General features: G+C 71.3%; 16 protein-coding genes. 11 read left to right on the forward strand and 5 right to left on the reverse strand.

Going from position 1 to position 18,121, the window contains the following annotated elements:
- The first annotated feature begins 145 nt into the window (after nt 1-145).
- Nucleotides 146-1,786: an L-aspartate oxidase gene (locus IEZ31_RS22835; protein ID WP_190251976.1), complete on the forward strand. Its 1,641-nt coding sequence runs from the start codon at nt 146-148 to the stop codon at nt 1,784-1,786.
- Complete coding sequence (gene nadC, locus IEZ31_RS22840; protein ID WP_190251977.1) at nt 1,783-2,664, forward strand: carboxylating nicotinate-nucleotide diphosphorylase; 882 nt, start codon at nt 1,783-1,785, stop codon at nt 2,662-2,664. The genes IEZ31_RS22835 and nadC overlap by 4 nt, the downstream gene beginning before the upstream one ends.
- Nucleotide 2,665: 1 nt before the next feature.
- Here nadC and IEZ31_RS22845 read toward each other — a convergent pair whose 3' ends face one another.
- On the reverse strand, nt 2,666-4,516 hold the full coding sequence (locus IEZ31_RS22845) for a hypothetical protein (RefSeq protein WP_190251978.1): 1,851 nt from the start codon (nt 4,514-4,516) through the stop codon (nt 2,666-2,668).
- Between the two features lie 66 nt (nt 4,517-4,582).
- Here IEZ31_RS22845 and IEZ31_RS22850 point away from each other — a divergent pair, with 66 nt between their 5' ends.
- On the forward strand, nt 4,583-5,344 hold the full coding sequence (locus IEZ31_RS22850; protein ID WP_190251979.1) for a type III pantothenate kinase: 762 nt from the start codon (nt 4,583-4,585) through the stop codon (nt 5,342-5,344).
- 59 nt (nt 5,345-5,403) lie between these two features.
- Here the strand turns inward: IEZ31_RS22850 and IEZ31_RS22855 are convergent, their stop codons facing one another.
- A complete protein-coding gene (locus tag IEZ31_RS22855) occupies nt 5,404-6,114 on the reverse strand; it encodes a class I SAM-dependent methyltransferase (protein WP_229835752.1) in 711 nt (236 codons plus the stop codon).
- Nucleotides 6,115-6,250: 136 nt separating this feature from the next.
- Here IEZ31_RS22855 and lysS point away from each other — a divergent pair, with 136 nt between their 5' ends.
- From lysS to IEZ31_RS22875, 4 genes are all read left to right on the forward strand, one after another.
- Nucleotides 6,251-7,705 (forward strand): lysine--tRNA ligase, encoded by a 1,455-nt coding sequence (gene lysS / locus IEZ31_RS22860; protein ID WP_190252054.1) that lies wholly within the window; start codon nt 6,251-6,253, stop codon nt 7,703-7,705.
- 91 nt (nt 7,706-7,796) lie between these two features.
- Nucleotides 7,797-8,153 (forward strand): histone-like nucleoid-structuring protein Lsr2, encoded by a 357-nt coding sequence (locus tag IEZ31_RS22865; RefSeq protein ID WP_190251980.1) that lies wholly within the window; start codon nt 7,797-7,799, stop codon nt 8,151-8,153.
- Nucleotides 8,154-8,542: 389 nt separating this feature from the next.
- Entirely contained in the window at nt 8,543-11,080 is a 2,538-nt protein-coding gene (locus IEZ31_RS22870; protein ID WP_190251981.1) for an ATP-dependent Clp protease ATP-binding subunit, read from the forward strand.
- 714 nt (nt 11,081-11,794) lie between these two features.
- On the forward strand, nt 11,795-12,640 hold the full coding sequence (locus IEZ31_RS22875; protein ID WP_190251982.1) for a hypothetical protein: 846 nt from the start codon (nt 11,795-11,797) through the stop codon (nt 12,638-12,640).
- Here the strand turns inward: IEZ31_RS22875 and IEZ31_RS22880 are convergent.
- Nucleotides 12,628-13,527 (reverse strand): polysaccharide deacetylase family protein, encoded by a 900-nt coding sequence (locus IEZ31_RS22880; protein ID WP_229835753.1) that lies wholly within the window; start codon nt 13,525-13,527, stop codon nt 12,628-12,630. The two genes, IEZ31_RS22875 and IEZ31_RS22880, sit on opposite strands and share 13 nt — an antisense overlap.
- Before the next feature lie 87 nt (nt 13,528-13,614).
- Nucleotides 13,615-14,487 (reverse strand): iron-sulfur binding domain-containing protein, encoded by an 873-nt coding sequence (locus IEZ31_RS22885; RefSeq protein WP_229835766.1) that lies wholly within the window; start codon nt 14,485-14,487, stop codon nt 13,615-13,617.
- A gap of 16 nt (nt 14,488-14,503) precedes the next feature.
- On the opposite strand from IEZ31_RS22885, the gene IEZ31_RS22890 reads away from it, so the two are divergent.
- From IEZ31_RS22890 to IEZ31_RS22900, 3 genes are read left to right on the forward strand one after another with little or no spacing between them, the layout of a single operon-like run.
- The gene (locus IEZ31_RS22890; RefSeq protein ID WP_190251984.1) at nt 14,504-15,022 is read left to right on the forward strand and encodes a glycine cleavage system transcriptional repressor; all 519 of its coding nucleotides are present in this window, start codon (nt 14,504-14,506) and stop codon (nt 15,020-15,022) included.
- Nucleotides 15,019-15,537 (forward strand): peptide deformylase, encoded by a 519-nt coding sequence (locus IEZ31_RS22895; RefSeq protein WP_190251985.1) that lies wholly within the window; start codon nt 15,019-15,021, stop codon nt 15,535-15,537. The genes IEZ31_RS22890 and IEZ31_RS22895 overlap by 4 nt, the downstream gene beginning before the upstream one ends.
- Before the next feature lie 60 nt (nt 15,538-15,597).
- Nucleotides 15,598-16,272, forward strand: coding sequence for a hypothetical protein (locus tag IEZ31_RS22900; protein WP_190251986.1), 675 nt, complete (start codon nt 15,598-15,600; stop codon nt 16,270-16,272).
- Between the two features lie 52 nt (nt 16,273-16,324).
- Here the strand turns inward: IEZ31_RS22900 and disA are convergent, their stop codons facing one another.
- Nucleotides 16,325-17,464 carry a DNA integrity scanning diadenylate cyclase DisA gene (disA, locus tag IEZ31_RS22905; RefSeq protein WP_373294666.1) on the reverse strand — a complete coding sequence of 380 codons (1,140 nt, stop codon included), beginning with the start codon at nt 17,462-17,464 and terminating at the stop codon, nt 16,325-16,327.
- Nucleotides 17,465-17,580: 116 nt separating this feature from the next.
- Between disA and IEZ31_RS22910 the strand changes: the two genes are divergently transcribed.
- On the forward strand, nt 17,581-18,121 hold a 541-nt coding region (locus tag IEZ31_RS22910; protein WP_229835754.1), incomplete at its 3' end, for a hypothetical protein.

Here is an 18,121-nt window from a genome sequence, read left to right on the forward strand (position 1 = left end):
GGCCGGCGCGGCGCTAGCCCTCCGGGTCCCGCGGAGCGCGGCCCCGCGGGCCGGGGTGGCGGCGGGGTGAGGTGTGGGGTGGGTCGGGCGGCCGGGGGTGGCGGCGCAGGGCGACGATTATCACGGTCCGGCGAACGGAGGGGTGATGTTGACTGTAGGGATGACATTGCCGAGCGTGCCGCGTCGCCTTGCCGGGCCTCAGCCCGGGTGGGCGGAGCCGACCGACGTCGTGGTCATCGGGTCCGGGGTCGCCGGGCTGACCGCCGCGCTGCACCTGCGCGAGGCCGGGCTCCACGTCACCGTCGTCACCAAGGTGAACATCGATGACGGGTCGACCCGGTGGGCGCAGGGTGGGATCGCCGCCGTGCTCGATCCGGTCGACACGCCCGAGGCGCACGCGCAGGACACGCTCGTCGCGGGCGTCGGGCTGTGCGATCCGGCGGCCGTCGACGTGCTGGTCCGGGAAGGGCCGACGCGGGTGCGGGAGCTCATCCGCTGGGGGGCGGAGTTCGACCGGCACACCGACGGGTCGCTCATGCTGACCCGCGAGGGCGGCCACCACGCGAACCGGATCATCCACGCTGGTGGCGATGCGACGGGCGCCGAGGTACAACGGGCGCTGCATGCTGCCGTGCACCGGGATCCGTGGATCCGGCTGATCGAGCACGCCCTGGTGCTCGACCTGCTGACCGACGCCGACGGGCGGGCCTGCGGGGTGACCCTGCACGTGCTCGGCGAGGGTGCCGAGGACGGCGTCGGGGCGGTGCTCGCGCGGGCCGTGGTGCTGGCGACCGGCGGCATGGGGCAGATCTTCGCCGCGACCACCAACCCGATCGTGTCCACCGGCGACGGGGTCGCGCTCGCGCTGCGGGCCGGGGCGACGGTGACCGACGTCGAGTTCGTGCAGTTCCACCCGACGGCGCTCGCGCTGAACAACCGCGACTCGCAGCAGCCGCTCGTCAGCGAGGCGCTGCGGGGCGAGGGGGCGTACCTGCGCGACGGCGACGGCAACCGGTTCATGGTCGGCAAGCACGAGCTGGCCGAGCTGGCGCCGCGTGACATCGTCGCCAAGGGTATCTACCGGGTCATGCGCGCCGAGGGCACCGCCAACGTCTGGCTCGACGCGCGCCACCTGGGCCGGGAGTTCCTGGAGGGGCGCTTCCCGACGATCGTCGCGTCGTGCCGCGCCGCCGGCGTCGACCCGGTCGTCGACCTGATCCCGGTGTCGCCGGCCGCCCACTACGCCTCCGGCGGGGTGCGCACCGACCTGCGCGGCCGGACCTCGATCCGCGGGCTGTACGCGTGCGGCGAGGTCGCCTGCACCGGCGTCCACGGCGCCAACCGCCTGGCGTCGAACTCGCTGCTGGAGGGCCTCGTCTTCGCCCGCCGCATCGCCGAGGACGTCGCCCGCGACCTGCCGCCGCAGGCCGAGCCGCAGTCCGTGGAGCTGCCGGCGTGGTCGGCCGATCCGGCGATCCGCCGGCCCCTGCAGTCCGCCATGTCGGCGCACGCTTCGGTACTGCGGAGTGCCGAGTCCCTGGACCAGGCCGCCCAGGCGCTCACCAAGCTCTCGCTCGACCGCTCGACCCCGCACGTCGCCGCCTGGGAGGCGACGAACCTGCTGACCGTGGCCGGCGCGCTCGTCGGCGCGGCGGCGCAACGGCACGAGACCCGCGGCTGCCACTGGCGCGAGGATTATCCCGACGCCAGCGAGGTGTTCCGGGGGCACTTCCTCGCCGCCCTCGACGACGCCGGCGCCCTGACCGAGACCTGGGAGGAAGCGTGAGACTGGAGACCGAGGCCGCACTGCGGAAGATCGGCCTGGAGCCGGCCGCCGTCGCGGAGATCGTGGAGCGCACGCTCGTCGAGGACCTGGGCCCCGACCGGCTCGACGTCACCAGCGTGGCGACGATCCCGGAGGAGCAGACCGACGACGCCGACCTGGTGGCCCGCGCCGACGGCGTGGTGGCCGGCCTGGCCGTCGCCGCCGCGGTCTTCGAGGCCGTCTCCGACGCGGTCACCGTCGAGCCGCGCCGGCGCGACGGCGACGTCGTTGCGCGCGGCGACGTGCTGCTGAGCGTGCACGGCCCGACCCGGGCGCTGCTCACCGCCGAGCGCTCCGCCCTCAACCTGCTCTGCCGCATGTCGGGCGTGGCCACCCACACGCACCGCTGGGCCGTGCTGCTGGAGGGCACCAAGGCGCTCGTGCTCGACACCCGCAAGACCACGCCCGGGCTGCGGCTCCTGGAGAAGTACGCGGTCCGCGCCGGCGGCGGCACGAACAAGCGCATGGGCCTGTACGACGTCGCCATGATCAAGGACAACCACAAGCTGGCGGCCGGGGGGATCACCGCCGCCTACGAGCGCGTGCGGGCCGCCTTCCCGGACGTGCCGGTGCAGGTGGAGGTCACGACGGTCGGCGAGGCGGTCGAGGCGGTCACCGCCGGGGCCACGTTCCTGCTGCTCGACAACATGACGCCGGAGCTGCTGCGCGAGGTCGTGGCCGCGGTCGGCGGGCGGGCCGAGCTGGAGGCGACCGGAAACCTGCGGCTGGAGACGGCGGCCGAGTATGCGGCGACCGGCGTCGACTATCTCTCGGTCGGCGGGCTGACGCACTCCTCGCCGATCCTGGACATCGCCATGGACCTGCGCCAGCACCACTGACTCACGCCGGCGGGAAGGCCGTCACGACATAGGGGTCGATCTGGCGGTACCGCCAATCCGCCGGCACCACGCGCCGGCACAGCTCGGCGCTCGACACGCAGATGACGGCGTCGACAGAGGTCACGCTGGCCGCCGGGGCGGTCGGGACATCCGACTGCACCGACACCAGCTCGGTGTCCGGCAGCTCGATCTGGATGGGGTACTCCCAGAAGTCGCCCTCGATCACCAGACCGACCCGCCGCGCCCCGGCGGCCCGGACCTCGTCGATCGCCGACCGGTAGGACGCGGCCTGGCCGGGCAGCCGGGCGAAGCGCTCCTGCCAGTCGTCGACGGTGAAGACCGACCCGTGGCCGATCAGCCGGCGCGGCTGGCCGAGCAGCACGGCCGCGGCGGCGTGCGCGAACGCGGCCGCCATGACGAGGGCGACGCCGGCGGCGACGACCTTCCGGCGGGCGATGCGCTCCAGCCAGACTCCTGCCAGCGGTACCGCCAAGGAGAACGCGGGCAGGATCAGCCGGTTTCCCCAGTCCTGCCACTTGACGACCGCGGCCGTGAGCAGGAAGGCGCCGAGCACCATCAGCGCGTACGGCCGGGTCCGCCGGGAGAACAGGCCGACCGCGAGGCCGACGAGGACGAGCGCGGACTGGACCGGGTACGGCGAGCGGTCCTCGTCGGGCTTCCAGCGGGTGCCCGGGAAGATGCTGCGCCACTGGGTGATGGCCGGGTCGTTCGGGTCGACGTCGACCAGGTGGGCGACCCCGACGACGGCCTTGCCGACCGCCTCGTTGACCGCCGGCACCGGGACGAGCAGCGTCGACGCGCCCAGCCGCAGGGCGTTGACCAGGATCGCCGGCGGGTCGTGGCGCTCGGTGGACAGCGAGGTCCGGTAGGCCGGCGGCCCGAGCGGCGAGCCGAAGGCGTCGTGGACGCGCAGGAACGACGGCCCCGCGAGCAGCGCCATCGCGGCTATGACCAGGGCGGAGTAGGCGGCCGTCCGGGCGATCCTGCGTTCGCGCAACTGGGCGACGCCCCAGTAGGCGAGCACGGGTGCGAGGGCCATGAGGCCGGTGGACTTGGTCACGGTGACCAGGCCGGCGGCGGCCGCGAGCGACAGGACGTCTCTGCTCGATGTGTCCAGGGCGATCGTCGCCGCGCAGGTCACCCAGGCCACCACGACCAGGTCGTTCTGGGTGCTGCTGGACTCCAGCACGACGGCCGGGGCGGTGAGGAACACGGCGGCGGCCAGCCACTGGCCGGCCCGGCCCGCGCCGAGCTGGGCCGCGCACCTGGAGACCGCGACCGCGCCGAGCAGGCCGGCGCCCCACTGCAGCAGGTTGAACAGCCCGTCGCCGCCGGTGAGCAGCCGCAAATGCAGCAGCAGGAACTCGGCGCCGGGCACCAGGATGATCTGCTGGACCTGCAGGGTGGCGTAGTTGTCCAGGTCGCCGTCGGCGACCCAGTGCTCGATCTTCGGCAGGTGGTAGCTGTTGGAGTCGAAGTTGTTGGGTGCGGAGGCGAGGGCCAGCACCAGCTCGGCGAGGACGAGCAGGGCGACCGGGATCGCGAGGTACAACGGGGGCCACGAAATCTGCCAGTCCACCGGTCGGCGGCGCCAGGCCAGGTAGCCGGTGACGACGGCGGCGATCGCCCACAGGGCGATGACGGGGCCGCGGGCGATCGCCCCGGCGAGGGAGAGCGCCTCGACCGAGAGCACCGCGCCCGCGCCGACGGCGAGCGCCGCCCGGACGATCGCCAGCCGGTGCCGCTGGGGGGTCTCCTCATCGCGCGGGCGCAGCACCACCGCGGCGGAGAGGAGGGTCGCCAGCGGCAGTAGCGCGAGCAGTGCGGCCATTGGCTCGGGATGTTAGATGAGTCGCCGTAGGGGTGACCCGGGCGCCCCTTTGGTTACGCTTCCGACGTGCTGCTGTGCATCGACATCGGAAACACGAACACAGTGCTCGCCACCTTCGAGGGCGAGAAGATCGTCCACTCGTGGCGGATCAAGACCGACGCGCGCGCGACGGCTGACGAGCTGGGACTGCTGTACCGCGGACTGCTCGCCACCGACGCGGTGTCACTGACCGGTGTCGCGGCGTGTTCGACCGTGCCGGCGGCGCTGCGGTCCCTGCGCACGATGCTCCAGCGGTACTACGGGAACGTCCCCACGGTGATCGTGGAGCCCGGCGTGCGCACCGGCGTGCAGCTGGCGATCGACAACCCGAAGGAGGTGGGCACCGACCGGGTGGCGAACACCCTGGCGGCGTACAGCCTCTTCGGCGGGCCGTCGATCGTGGTCGACTTCGGGACGTCGACGAACTTCGACGTGGTGTCGGCCCGCGGGGAGTTCCTCGGCGGCGTGCTGGCGCCCGGCATCGAGATCTCCGTGGACGCGCTCGCCGACCGGGCGGCCCAGTTGCGGAAGGTCGAGCTGGTCAAGCCGCCGCGGGTGATCGGCAAGAACACGGTCGAGTGCCTGCAGTCCGGGGTGGTCTACGGGTTCGCCGGCCAGGTCGACGGGGTGGTCCGCGGGGTGACGGCGGAGCTGGGCGGCAACGTGAAGGCCGTGGTGGCGACCGGCGGGCTGGCGTCGATCGTCATCGGCGAGTGCCAGACGGTCACCCACCACGAGCCGATGCTCACGCTGATCGGCCTGCGCCTGATCTTCGACCGCAACACCTAGGCGACTGGTGTCAAGCGATGGCCGCCACGCCAGCGGCCGCCATCGCTGACACCAGCCACCTAGAGCTTGCGGGCCCGGTAGACGTAGGTCACGTAGGGCAGCTCGAACCGCTCGCCGTGGTCCTTGACCAGCTCGCGGACCTCCTGCTCCAGCCGCCGCCGGTTGGGCTCGTCGGAGACCAGGTAGAACGAGCGGGATTGGACCAGTTCGACGAGGGAGTCCGCGGTGTGCGTGGCACTCCACGAGAACTTGCGCAGCTCCGCGCCACCGAAGCGCGGGCCGAACTGGTCGCCGGGCAGGAAGCGCTCGTCCAGCGCCTCGCGGCCCCGGTGGCCGTCGAACACGGCCGACAGGTCGGCGACCCACGGGACGGACTCGTCGCGCACGTTCCAGATCGGGACGAAGCAGCCATTCTGCTTGAGCACGCGAGCGATCTCGGTGTGGGCCTCGTCGGTGGCGAACCAGTGGTAGGCCTGGCCGGCCGTGACCGCGTCCTGCGTGGCGTCATCGACCGGGATCGCGGTCGCGCGGCCGGCGCGGGCATCGCCGTCGATCTGCTGCCGCATCTTGTCGTCCGGCTCGACCGCGATCACGCGGTGGCCCTGGGCTCTGAGCTGGCGGGTGAGGATGCCCGTGCCGGCACCCAGGTCGACGATGTCGCTTTTATCGGGTAACGCCCAGTTCAGGGCCTCGACCGGGTACTGCGGGCGGATGCGGTCGTAGAGGTCGGCGGCGGCTCCGAACGACGAGGCGTGTGCTGCGAAATCCACCGGCCAACGGTACCGAAGTACGCTTCTGGGGATTTCCAGCCCTTTCTCTCCTAAGGATCTGTGCGCCGTGACCGACCTGGCCCCCGACCTGGCCCCCGACCTCGACCTCCCCGAGTCTTCTGAGCTTCCCGAGCAGATGAAGATCCGCCGGGAGAAGCGGAGCCGGCTGCTGGAGGAGGGGCGGGAGCCCTATCCCGTCGACTTCCCGCGCACCGCGACGCTCGCCGAGATCCGGGAGCGGTACCGTGACCTGCCCACCGACACCGCCAGCGGCGACAAGGCGGCCGTGGCCGGGCGGGTGATCTTCGTGCGCAACACCGGCAAGCTCGCCTTCGCCACGCTGCGGGCCGGCGACGGCACCGAGCTGCAGGCGATGCTCTCGCTGGACAAGGTCGGCGCCGAGGCGCTGGAGGACTGGAAGCGCCTGGTCGACCTCGGCGACCACGTGGGCGTCACCGGCGAGGTCATCACCAGCCGCCGCGGCGAGCTGTCGGTGCTCGCCGACACCTGGCAGATGAACAGCAAGGCGCTGCGCCCGCTGCCGGTCGCGCACAAGCCGATGAGCGAGGAGGGCCGGGTCCGCCAGCGCTATGTCGACCTGGTGGTCCGCCCGCAGGCCCGGGAAATGGTACGCACCCGGGCGACCGTGGTCCGCTCGTTGCGCGAGACCCTGCACGGCCTCGACTTTCTCGAGGTTGAAACGCCCATGTTGCAGTTGCTGCATGGCGGTGCAGCCGCACGGCCATTCGTCACACATAGCAATGCGCTCGACACGGATTTGTACCTCCGTATCGCTCCCGAGCTATTCCTGAAGCGCTGCGTGGTCGGCGGCATCGAGCGTGTCTTCGAGATCAACCGCAACTTCCGCAATGAGGGCATCGACTCGTCGCACTCGCCCGAGTTCGCGATGCTGGAGGTGTACCAGGCTTATGCCGACTACGACGTCATGGCCGACCTTACCCGCGGTCTGGTCCAGTCGGCGGCGGTTGCGCTGACCGGAAGTCACGTCGTGCGTCATTCCGACGGCACCGAGTTCGACCTCGGTGGGCAGTGGCGCAGCGTATCGCTTTACGGGGTGCTTTCCGAGGCGGTCGGCGAGGAGGTCACGGTGCAAACGCCGCTGGCCCGGCTGGCCGAGCTCGCCGACAAGCACGACCTCAAGGCCGACCCGAAGTGGGGCCCCGGAAAGCTCGCCGAGGAACTGTTCGAGGAGCTCGTCGTGCCCGGCCTGATCGCGCCGACGTTCGTGCGCGATTATCCGGAGGAGACGGCGCCGCTGACCCGCTCGCACCGCAGTGCCCCCGGGCTGACCGAGAAGTGGGATCTGTACGTCCAGGGTTTCGAGCTGGCCACCGCCTACTCGGAGCTGGTCGACCCGGTCGTGCAGCGCGAGCGGCTCGTGGCGCAGTCGGTGCAGGCGGCCAAGGGAGATCCGGACGCGATGCAACTGGACGAGGACTATCTGCGCGCGCTGGAGTACGGAATGCCACCGACCGGCGGCATGGGCATGGGAATCGATCGCCTTCTGATGGCTCTCACCGGGCTCGGCATTCGCGAAACGATCCTCTTTCCGCTGGTGCGACCGGAGTAGTTTCGGCGTACCGTTGACGAGGACGTCCCATATTGCGTTATCTTTGCATTCGCACATCGCGAGGCGGGGCTTCCTCGAAGGGAAAACGACAGTGGCCAAGCGGACCATCCACGTGCTGGTCGACGACATCGACGGCGGGGACGCCGACGAGACCGTGAAGTTCGCGCTCGACGGCGTTCAGTACGAGATCGACCTGTCCAAGAAGAACGCGTCGAAGCTGCGCGATGCCTTCAACCCGTACATGGACGCGGGGACCAAGGTCGGCCGAGGTGGCGTCGTCGTCGGTGGGCGTGCGGCCAGTGCGCGGGGGCGGGGCGGCGCGGCCGCTGACCGCGAGCAGAACAAGGCGATTCGGGAATGGGCTCAGAACAAGGGCATCAAGGTGTCCGACCGCGGCCGGATCAAGCAGGAAATCGTTGACCGTTATAACGCCGAAGCGGGCCGATAGCGCCGCATGACCGTTTCGTCCTGAGCGTTCGTTTTGCTTACTCCCGAACAGGGCTGCACCCACCGTAGCGATTTGATTACGGTGGGTGTTGTCGTCCTGTGGGCCGGATTTCGCTCTTGGCGTACGGCCGGGGCCTGCTGGAACAGGCTCCGGGATGCGAGCGTTGGGCAAAAGCACCGGGTACACGTGGTGCCCGGAGGGTAGGCAACACCCATGGCGTGGTCCGATCGTGGGGTGCGGCAATGTCGCACACCCGCGGAGTGTCGGTCCGCGGCGATAGAGTGATGGCACGGTCACGTTGGCGTCCGACAGAGCTTCGACGTCGAGACCCCTCCCCGGGGGTTCCGCGTAGAAGCGGCGGCGACGGACACGGCACGTGAGGAGCAGGGATGTTCGAGCGGTTCACCGACCGAGCACGACGGGTGGTCGTCCTGGCGCAGGAAGAAGCCCGCATGCTCAACCACAACTACATCGGCACCGAGCACATCCTGCTCGGCCTCATCCACGAGGGTGAGGGCGTGGCGGCCAAGGCGCTCGAGAGCCTCGGCATTTCGCTGGAGGGCGTTCGCCAGCAGGTCGAGGAGATCATCGGCCAGGGCCAGCAGGCGCCGAGCGGGCACATCCCGTTCACGCCACGCGCCAAGAAGGTGCTGGAGCTGTCGCTGCGTGAGGCGCTGCAGCTCGGGCACAACTACATCGGCACCGAGCACATCCTCCTGGGCCTGATCCGGGAGGGCGAGGGCGTCGCCGCCCAGGTGCTGGTCAAGCTCGGTGCGGACCTCAACCGGGTCCGCCAGCAGGTCATCCAGCTGCTCTCCGGCTACCAGGGCAAGGAGCCGGCCGCCGCCGGCACCGGTGCCCCGGGCGAGGCGGCGCCGTCCACGAGCCTCGTGCTCGACCAGTTCGGCCGGAACCTCACCCAGGCCGCCCGTGAGGGCAAGCTCGACCCGGTCATCGGCCGGGAGAAGGAAATCGAGCGGGTCATGCAGGTGCTGTCCCGCCGGACCAAGAACAACCCGGTCCTCATCGGCGAGCCCGGCGTGGGCAAGACCGCCGTGGTCGAGGGGCTGTCCCAGCGGATCGTCAAGGGCGAGGTGCCCGAGACGCTCAAGGACAAGCAGCTCTACACGCTCGACCTCGGTGCGCTGGTCGCCGGCTCCCGCTACCGCGGTGACTTCGAGGAGCGGTTGAAGAAGGTCCTCAAGGAGATCCGCACCCGCGGCGACATCATCCTGTTCATCGACGAGATCCACACGCTCGTCGGTGCGGGTGCCGCCGAGGGCGCGATCGACGCGGCGAGCATCCTCAAGCCGATGCTGGCCCGCGGCGAGCTGCAGACCATCGGTGCGACGACCCTCGACGAATACCGCAAGCACCTCGAGAAGGACGCCGCCCTTGAGCGGCGCTTCCAGCCGATCCAGGTGGGTGAGCCGTCGCTGGCGCACACCATCGAGATCCTCAAGGGCCTGCGCGACCGTTACGAGGCGCACCACCGGGTGACGATCACCGACGCCGCCCTGGTGGCCGCGGCGACGCTCGCCGACCGCTACATCTCCGACCGCTACCTGCCGGACAAGGCGATCGACCTGATCGACGAGGCCGGCGCCCGGATGCGCATCCGCCGGATGACCGCGCCGCCAGACCTGCGTGACTTCGACGAGCGCATCGCTCAGGTGCGCCGCGACAAGGAGTCCGCGATCGACGCGCAGGACTTCGAGCGGGCCGCGCAGCTGCGCGACAAGGAGAAGCAGCTGCTGGGCCAGAAGGCACAGCGGGAGAAGGAGTGGAAGGCCGGCGACCTCGACGTCGTGTCCGAGGTCGACGACGAGCAGATCGCCGAGGTCCTGGCCAACTGGACCGGCATCCCGGTCTACAAGCTGACCGAGGAGGAGACGGCCCGTCTCCTGCGCATGGAGGACGAGCTGCACAAGCGCCTCGTCGGCCAGGACGACGCCGTCAAGGCGGTCTCGAAGGCCATCCGGCGCACCCGGGCCGGCCTGAAGGACCCGAAGCGCCCCTCCGGCTCGTTCATCTTCGCCGGCCCGTCCGGCGTCGGGAAGACCGAGCTCTCGAAGGCGCTCGCCGAGTTCCTGTTCGGCTCCGAGGACGCGCTGATCCAGCTCGACATGTCCGAGTTCCACGACCGCTACACGGTGTCCCGCCTCGTCGGTGCGCCTCCCGGCTACGTCGGTTACGACGAGGGTGGCCAGCTGACCGAGAAGGTTCGCCGGCGGCCGTTCTCGGTGGTCCTCTTCGACGAGATCGAGAAGGCCCACCCGGACGTGTTCAACACCCTCCTGCAGATCCTGGAGGACGGTCGTCTCACCGACGGTCAGGGCCGCATCGTGGACTTCAAGAACACGGTGATCATCCTGACCACCAACCTGGGCACCCGTGACGTGGCCAAGGCCGTGTCGCTCGGCTTCCAGGCGTCGGAGGACAACGAGTCCAACTACGAGCGGATGAAGCAGAAGGTCAACGACGAGCTGAAGCAGCACTTCCGCCCGGAGTTCCTCAACCGCATCGACGACACGATCGTCTTCCACCAGCTCATGCAGGACCAGATCCTCGGCATCGTCGACCTGATGATCGCCCGGATCGAGACCCAGCTCCGCAACAAGGACATGGGCCTGGAGCTGACGGACAACGCCAAGAAGTTCCTGGCGAACAAGGGCTACGACCCCGTGCTGGGCGCCCGGCCGCTGCGCCGCACCATCCAGCGCGAGATCGAGGACGCCCTGTCCGAGCGCATCCTGTTCAACGAGCTGCGCCCGGGCCAGATCGTCGTCATCGACTGCGAGGGCGACCCGGCCCAGTTCGAGAAGGCCAAGCTGGTCTTCAACGGCGCCGACCGTCCGGGCGCCGTCCCGGACGCGGTCCCGGCCGAGCTGGCCGGCGGCGGCACCGCGGACGAGTCCGCGGCCTAGCCGCAAACCGGCCCGGCCTCCGACCCCGGAGGCCGAGCCGCCGAGCACGAGCGAGGCCCCCGTCCGCCGAGGACGGGGGCCTCTTCGCATGTGCGCACGGCCACCCCGGCGGATGTCGCCGTCCGAGCCCTGTCGCCCGGCACGAGGGCGGCCGGGGGAGCGGGCGGCGGCCGCGCGGCGGATGGGCGGCCGCCGCTCGGCGCCCGTGCATGATCCATGGAGAGTTCTGGCTGCCCCGGCAACCAGAACTCTCCATGGATCATGGAGCTGCCGCGTCGCGCACCGACCCGCGGCCGACATTTCGGAGTTGTCGCCCGGTCGAGCCGCGCCGGCGACGGCGCCGCGGACGAGTCCGCTCTCGGACCGTGGCGTGCCCATGATCAAGGGAAGATTTTGGCTGCTGGGGGGGCAGCCAGATGGTGCCCACGATCATGGAGCGCGCCCCACGAGTTTGGGCGGCGGCCGCGGGCTGGCGGGTTTCGGCGGGCGTTAAGTGGGGAAGCGGCACCGCCGTGCTGCGGGGTCAGAGTCGGTGGCTGTGTCCGGGGACGGCCGTGCTGGTGTCCCGGGAGGGTAACCGCCGGGCCGAGGGCGCGCGGCGATCATGTCTGCGGCAGGCCGTCTTCGCCCGGTGGGAGGGTGACGACCGCGCCAGGAGGCTGATTGACCGGGCGGGGGGCCCGGAACGTGCGGCGGCAGGCTATCTTGCCGGGCGTGGGTAAGGAGCGCTTCGGGTTCGGCCCCGCACGGTTCGGGCGTCGGCCCGCGGTGCCGCCCATCGCGCGACCCGCACTCCTGGAGCGCCTCGATCAGGTCCGGAACGGGGTGACGCTCGTCGTCGCCGGAGCCGGGGCCGGGAAGTCCACGCTGCTCAGTGCCTGGTCGGCGGCCCGGGGCGGGGTGTTCGTCAATCTCGAGCTGGACCCGCCGCACCACGAAGGCGACGGACCGCTCGTCGTCGACGAGGCCACGGAAGCGCACGTCGACTGGCTGCGCAAGCTCTCCCACCGGCGCGTCGTGGTCGCGGCGCAGGAGGTGCTGCCGGTCCAGGCTCGGCAGACGTTGACGGCGCGGGAGCTGGCCTTTGCCGAGGACGAGACGTACCAGGTGCTGGCGGCGGCGCTCGGGGACGCGGCCGGGGCCGACACCCTCGCGCCCGATGTGCATCTGCTGACGCACGGGTGGCCGCAGACCGTGGGGCTGGCGGCCGCCTGGCTGGCGCAGCAGAGTCCTGCCGAGCGGGCGGCCAAGCTGCGCAGCCTCGCCCGGGTCACCGAGCCGCTCGAGCCGTACCTCGTCGGCGCCGTCCTCGACGGGCTCACCAGGGACGACCGGGAGCTCGCGCAGAAGCTCGCCCACCTGCCCGGCGTCGACGCGCGGCGAGCCGATCGGCTCGACCTCACCGAGGACCTCGTCGCCCTGCCGCCGTTCGTGCAGCCGGTGGCCGGCAAGCCCGGGTGGTTCGCGGTGCCGGGCGGGCTGCGGGTGGCCGTGCAGCGCGCGGCGCCGCTCGCGGCCGAGGCCGTGGCGGCGCTACGAGCCGCTGGTCAGGGGATGTAGTCCTCCAGCAGCGCCGGGGTCAGGCCGGCCGCGGCGATGGCCTGCAGGGCCGCGATGAAGTCGTCGACGAAGCGGTCGCGGAAGTGCATCAGGATGACGTCGCCCTTCTGGACCGTCTTGCCCTCCTGGTACCGCACGATGCCCTTGTCGACGGTCTCCTTCCAGAAGAGACCGGCCTTCATCCCGCACTCGTGGATGACCTTGAGCGTCGTCTGGTCCTTCTCGCCGAACGGCGGGCGGAAGAGCGTCGGGCGCTTGCCGAACATCTGCCCCAGCTGGTCGGCCGAGCCGCAGATCTCCTTCTGCTGGAAGCTGTACGGCTTGCCCTTGAGGCTCTGATGGCTGATCGTGTGCGCCTCGATCACGGCGCCCGCGTCCTGGAGGCGCTTGAAGTACGCCGGATCGTCCTTGATCGCATTGATGGTCAGGAACAGCGTCACCGGCACGCCGGCCTCACGGAACAGTTCGAGCGCCTCGGGCCGCTTGATCCAGCCGTCGTCGATCGTGAGAAACGCGACCGGCTGGTCGGTCTGGATCCGCGACAGCCACGGGGCGCTGTTGCCCTCGGGCACGTTGATGTGGTGCGGCGTCGGCGGCTTGCCGAACTTCGGCAGGCGCCCCTGGTAGGCGCTGCCGGGCGGCGGCAGCGACGAGGCGGGCGCGCCGGCTCCTCCCGGGCTCTTCGACGGCTGGGCCGAACCGGAAGGCTGGCCCGGCGTGGCGTCGGCGGACGGCGACCCGGCACCCGAGGCGGACACCCTGGGCGAGGCACCGGCGCTGGCCCGGGCAGAGTGACCGGCCTGCGCCGTGTCGTCGCAGGCGGCCAGGACGGCGAGCATCGTCAGGCCGACGGCCAGCCGGCGGACGGACCTAGCACTGAAGCGCACGCAACGCAGCGTATCGGGCGAAAGGGGAGCCGTGGGGGTGAAGAAACGCACCCGAACGGCGTGCAACTGTCCAAATACTGAAAACCGTCAACCGGGAAGCGTGAATGTGCCGGCGCGCTCCCGCACCAGGCCGTCGGCCAGCAGCCCTCCGAGTGCCCGTTCGCGCTGCTCAGCGTCGGGCCAGACGGCATCCAGCCGATCGCGGGCGACCGGGTCGTCGGCCGCGCGCAGGACCGCCATGATGAGTCCACGCACATATCGGTCGGTCCCGTGGTACCGCTGGATCCTCCGGCTCGGCGCCGCACTCGGCGGCGACCCGGCCAGCCGCCACGCGCACACCGCCGTCAGTGGACAGTCGTCGCAGCGCGGGGTGCGGGCCGTGCAGACCACCGCGCCGAGCTCCATGAACGCGACCGAGGCGGTGGCCGCGGCCTCGTGGTCGACGGGCAGCAGCACCTCGACGGCGCGCAGGTCGGCCGGGGTCGTGGCGGCGCCGCCGTCGGCCGCGCCCTCGACCACGCGGGCCACGACACGACGGACGTTGGTGTCGACGACCGGGTGGCGCTGGCGGAAGGCGAACGCGGCGACGGCGCGGGCCGTGTACATGCCGATGCCGGGCAGCGCGAGGAGCGCGTCGACGTCGTCGGGGACCTCGCCGTCGTGCCGCTCGACGATCGCGCCGGCGCAGGCGTGCAGGCGCAGGGCGCGGCGCGGATACCCAAGCCGGTCCCACGCCCGGATCGCCTCCCCGGGCGGGTCGGCGGCCAGGTCGGCCGGCGTCGGCCAGCGCTCCATCCAGCGGCGCCACGCCGGCTCGACCCGCGACACCTGGGTCTGCTGCAGCATGACCTCGCTGACGAGGACGCCCCATGGGGTGGCGCCCGGCTGGCGCCAGGGGAGGTCGCGGGCGTTCGCGCGATACCAGGCGGTGACGGTCTCTGCGAGGGCGGAAGTAGCGATACGCAAGGATAAGCGAGTGAACGAGTACGCCGTCACCGTCATCGGACACGACCGGCCCGGCATCATCGCCGACGTCGCCGAGATCCTGGCCCGGCTGGGCCTCAACCTGACCGACTCCACCATGACCCGGCTGCGGGGGCACTTCGCGATGACGCTGGTCTGCGTCGGCCCGCCCACCGTGGAGGCGATCGAGGCGGCGCTGGAGCCGCTGACCGAGGACCGGACCCTGCTGGTGACCGTCCGCCGCGTGGTCGAGGAGCCGACGCACGAGCCGACCGGCAGCCACCACGTGCTCACCGTCCACGGCGCCGACCGGCTCGGCATCGTCGCGTCGCTGAGCCGCACGCTGGCCGAGGCCGGCGGCAACATCACCGACCTGACGACGCGGCTGGCCGGGCCGCTGTACGTGGTCGTGGCCGAGGTGGACGTGCCCGAGCGGGTCGACGTGTCGGCGCTGGGCGCGGCGCTCACGACGGCGGCCGAGCGGCTCGGCGTCGAGGCCACCTTCCGTCCGGCGGAAGCGGACCTGCTGTGACGCTCCCCGAGGGCGCGGTGTTGCCCGTCGTCCAGGCGCCCTCGACGGTACTGTCGACGCCCGGCGAATCCGTGGACCCCACCGCGCCGGAGATCCTCCAGCTGGCGGCGGACCTTCTTGCCACCATGAAGGTCTCGCCGGGCTGCGTCGGACTGGCCGCGCCGCAGGTGGGCGTCGGCGCCCAGGTGTTCGCGGTCGACGTCACCGGCCACCCGAAGGCCCGCACGACCCACGGCGCGTTCGTGCTGTGCAACGCGCGGATCGTCGAGGCGTCCCAGTGGCAGAAGGGCCGCGAGGGCTGCATGTCGGTCCCGGACCTCACCGGGGACGTGAAACGGGCCAGCCGGCTCGTGGTGGCCGGGTACGCTCCCGGCAGTACCGAAGAGACGCACATCACGACGGATGCCTTCGAGGCCCGGGCGCTCCAGCACGAGATCGACCACTGCGCTGGGCTGCTGTTCCTCGATCGTGTCGCCGGCGCCCACGCCGTGTACGCCCGCAAGGTCTATCTCTGAGCGGGGCTCACGGCGCGCCTCGCCGATCACCGAGCGTTCCCCCGATACGGTGAGTGCATCATGAAGCTGACGGTTGGCCCACTGCCTGCTGGCGTCTACTGGCGGCGCCGCGCGATCGTGGGCGGCGTGCTTCTGGTCGTCGTGCTCATGCTGTGGACCTCCTGCGGCGGCGGCGCCGACCCGGGCGACAAGAAGACCGCGGCGAACGCCTCGCGGACGGCTTCGGGGCCCGCCTCGGAGTCCGCCTCCGCCTCCGCCGAGCCGACGATCCAGGTGCCGACGACGGGCGAGGCGACGACCTCGGCGTCGCCGTCGCCGTCCTCGGCCCCGCCCGCGGTCACCTCCACGGTGCCGCTGTGCGCCGACGCCGACCTGTCGCTGGTCGCGGCGCCGGAGCAGCCGGTGCAGTTCCGCGGCGCCTACCTGAAGTTCTTCCTGCGGATCAAGAACATCTCCAACCACGACTGCGTCCGTGACGTCGGAGCCGATTTCCAGGAGTTGTACCTCCAGGTCGGCGCGGCGAAGATCTGGTCGTCGGACAAGTGCGACGCGCCGCACGGCTCCGAGCTGAAGACGCTCAAGCCGGGCATCGAGGTGGAGTACAGCAACACCTGGAACGGCAAGGCGACCAACAACGGCTGCGAGAACCGCGAGGTGCCGCCCGCCGGCAAGTATCAGCTGGTCGGCCGCCTCGACACCAAGATCAGCGAGCCGGCGACCGTCCAGCTCACCTAAGGCCAGTTGTGACACAGGCCGTAGACCTGTGTCTTGCCTTCAGGCGCAAAGATCAGACGTAGCGCTCCAGGATCGACGCCTCGGCCAGGCGGGACAGGCCCTCGCGGATGCCGCGCGCCCGCGCGTCGCCCACACCGTCCACGGCCTGCAGATCCTCGACGGTGGCGCCCAGCAGGCGCTGCAGGCTGCCGAAGTGCTCGACCAGCCGGTCGACGACCGGGGTGGGCAGCCGCGGCACCTTGGCCAGCAGCCGGAACCCGCGCGGGGACACGGCGGCGTCGAGGGCGTCGCTCGCTCCCGGGTATCCAAGCGACTTCGCCACCGCGACCAGGTCGATCAGCTCGGTGGCGGACAGCGCGTCGAGCTCCTCCAGCGCGTCGTCCGACGACCGGGTGCGCCGCCCGCTCGGCTGGTAGTCGCGGATCACCAGCGTGCGGTCGGCCTCGACGCCGGCCATGAGCTCCTCGAGTTGCAGGGCGAGCAGCCGCCCGTCGGTGCCCAGCTCCACGACGTAGCCCGCGATCTCGTCGGCGATCCGCCGCACCATCTCCAGGCGCTGCACCACGGCGACGGCGTCACGCACCGTCACCAGATCCTCGATCTCCAGCGCCGACAGGGTGCCGCTGACCTCGTCCAGCCGCAGCTTGTACCGCTCCAGGGTGGCCAGCGCCTGGTTGGCCTTCGACAGGATGGCGGCGGAGTCGTCGAGCACGTGCCGCTGCCCGTTGACGTAGAGCCCGATGATCCGCATCGACTGGCTGACCGAGATCACCGGATAGCCGGTCTGCTTGGCGACCCGCTCGGCCGTGCGGTGCCGCGTGCCGGACTCCTCGGACGGGATCGTCGGGTCGGGCATGAGGTGCACCGCCGCCCGGACGATCCTGGTGCCGTCACTCGACAGGACGACGGCGCCGTCCATCTTGCAGAGCTCCCGCAGGCGGGTGGCCGAGAACTCGACGTCGAGCGGGAACCCGCCGGTGCAGAGCTGCTCGACCACCCGATCGTGGCCGAGCACGATGAGCGCGCCGGTCCGCCCGCGCAGGATGCGCTCCAGCCCGTCGCGCAGCGCGGTGCCGGGAGCCATCAGGGCCAGGGTCGCGCGCATGGGGTCGGCGCCGGGCAGCGCGGCAGCCCAGCCCCCGATGAGGCCGGTGTTGGCGCCGGCCCGGGCGGGCTCGCGGTCAATCGGCACCTGCACAGTCTACGGATCGTCAGGCGTACGGTGCTGGTGCGGTATCGACCCAGCCCGTAGAGTGGGCGGATGCCATCGTGAGATGGACTGAAATGAATCCCTTGAGAGGTCCACCGGTGGCCGGTCCGGAGCGGATCGAGTGGCGGCGCAGCTTCCCGTCCCGATCCCTGTCGACCCTGGTGTGGTATTCGGTCTGCGCGGCCCTGACCGTCCTGCTGGTCCGCGCCCTGTTCGCCGACGAGCCCGAAGTCCTCGGCTCGGGCGCCCACAACCCGCTCGTGGATCTTCCGATGTGGACGCTGGCCGTCGCCTGCGTCGGGGCGGTGCCGGTGGTCCTGTCGGTGGCCCGCCGCCCGCGGGTGGGCGCCAACCACTTCGCCTTGACGGTCCGCCCGGCCTGGATCCGCACCCTGGTCCTGCCGTGGTCCCGGGTGGCCGAGGTGTTGATGCTGGAGATCGCGGGTGAGCGGTACCTCGTGATCGGCCTGCGTGAGGGCCTGGACCGCACGGGCACCAACCCGGCCTGGCCCGACCGGACCGTCCTGCGCGAGCTGGCGAAGTCGGACGCGCGCCGCGCGGGTTCGTACGACGTGGCGGTCCGGCTGCGCGACTTCGTCGGCGTCCCGGACGGCCAGATGGCGTCGCTGGCGGCGTTCG

Source organism: Dactylosporangium sucinum (assembly GCF_014647515.1).
GTDB classification, from domain to species: Bacteria; Actinomycetota; Actinomycetes; order Mycobacteriales; family Micromonosporaceae; genus Dactylosporangium; species Dactylosporangium sucinum.

Excerpts from the sequence above, each read along its gene's own strand:
- IEZ31_RS22835 (WP_190251976.1), top strand. The coding sequence starts at position 146 with ATGTTGACTGTAGGGATGACATTGCCGAGCGTGCCGCGTCGCCTTGCC.
- IEZ31_RS22845 (WP_190251978.1), bottom strand. The coding sequence starts at position 4,516 with ATGGCCGCACTGCTCGCGCTACTGCCGCTGGCGACCCTCCTCTCCGCC.
- lysS (WP_190252054.1), top strand. The coding sequence starts at position 6,251 with ATGAAGATCCGCCGGGAGAAGCGGAGCCGGCTGCTGGAGGAGGGGCGG.
- IEZ31_RS22870 (WP_190251981.1), top strand. The coding sequence starts at position 8,543 with ATGTTCGAGCGGTTCACCGACCGAGCACGACGGGTGGTCGTCCTGGCG.
- IEZ31_RS22900 (WP_190251986.1), top strand. The coding sequence starts at position 15,598 with ATGAAGCTGACGGTTGGCCCACTGCCTGCTGGCGTCTACTGGCGGCGC.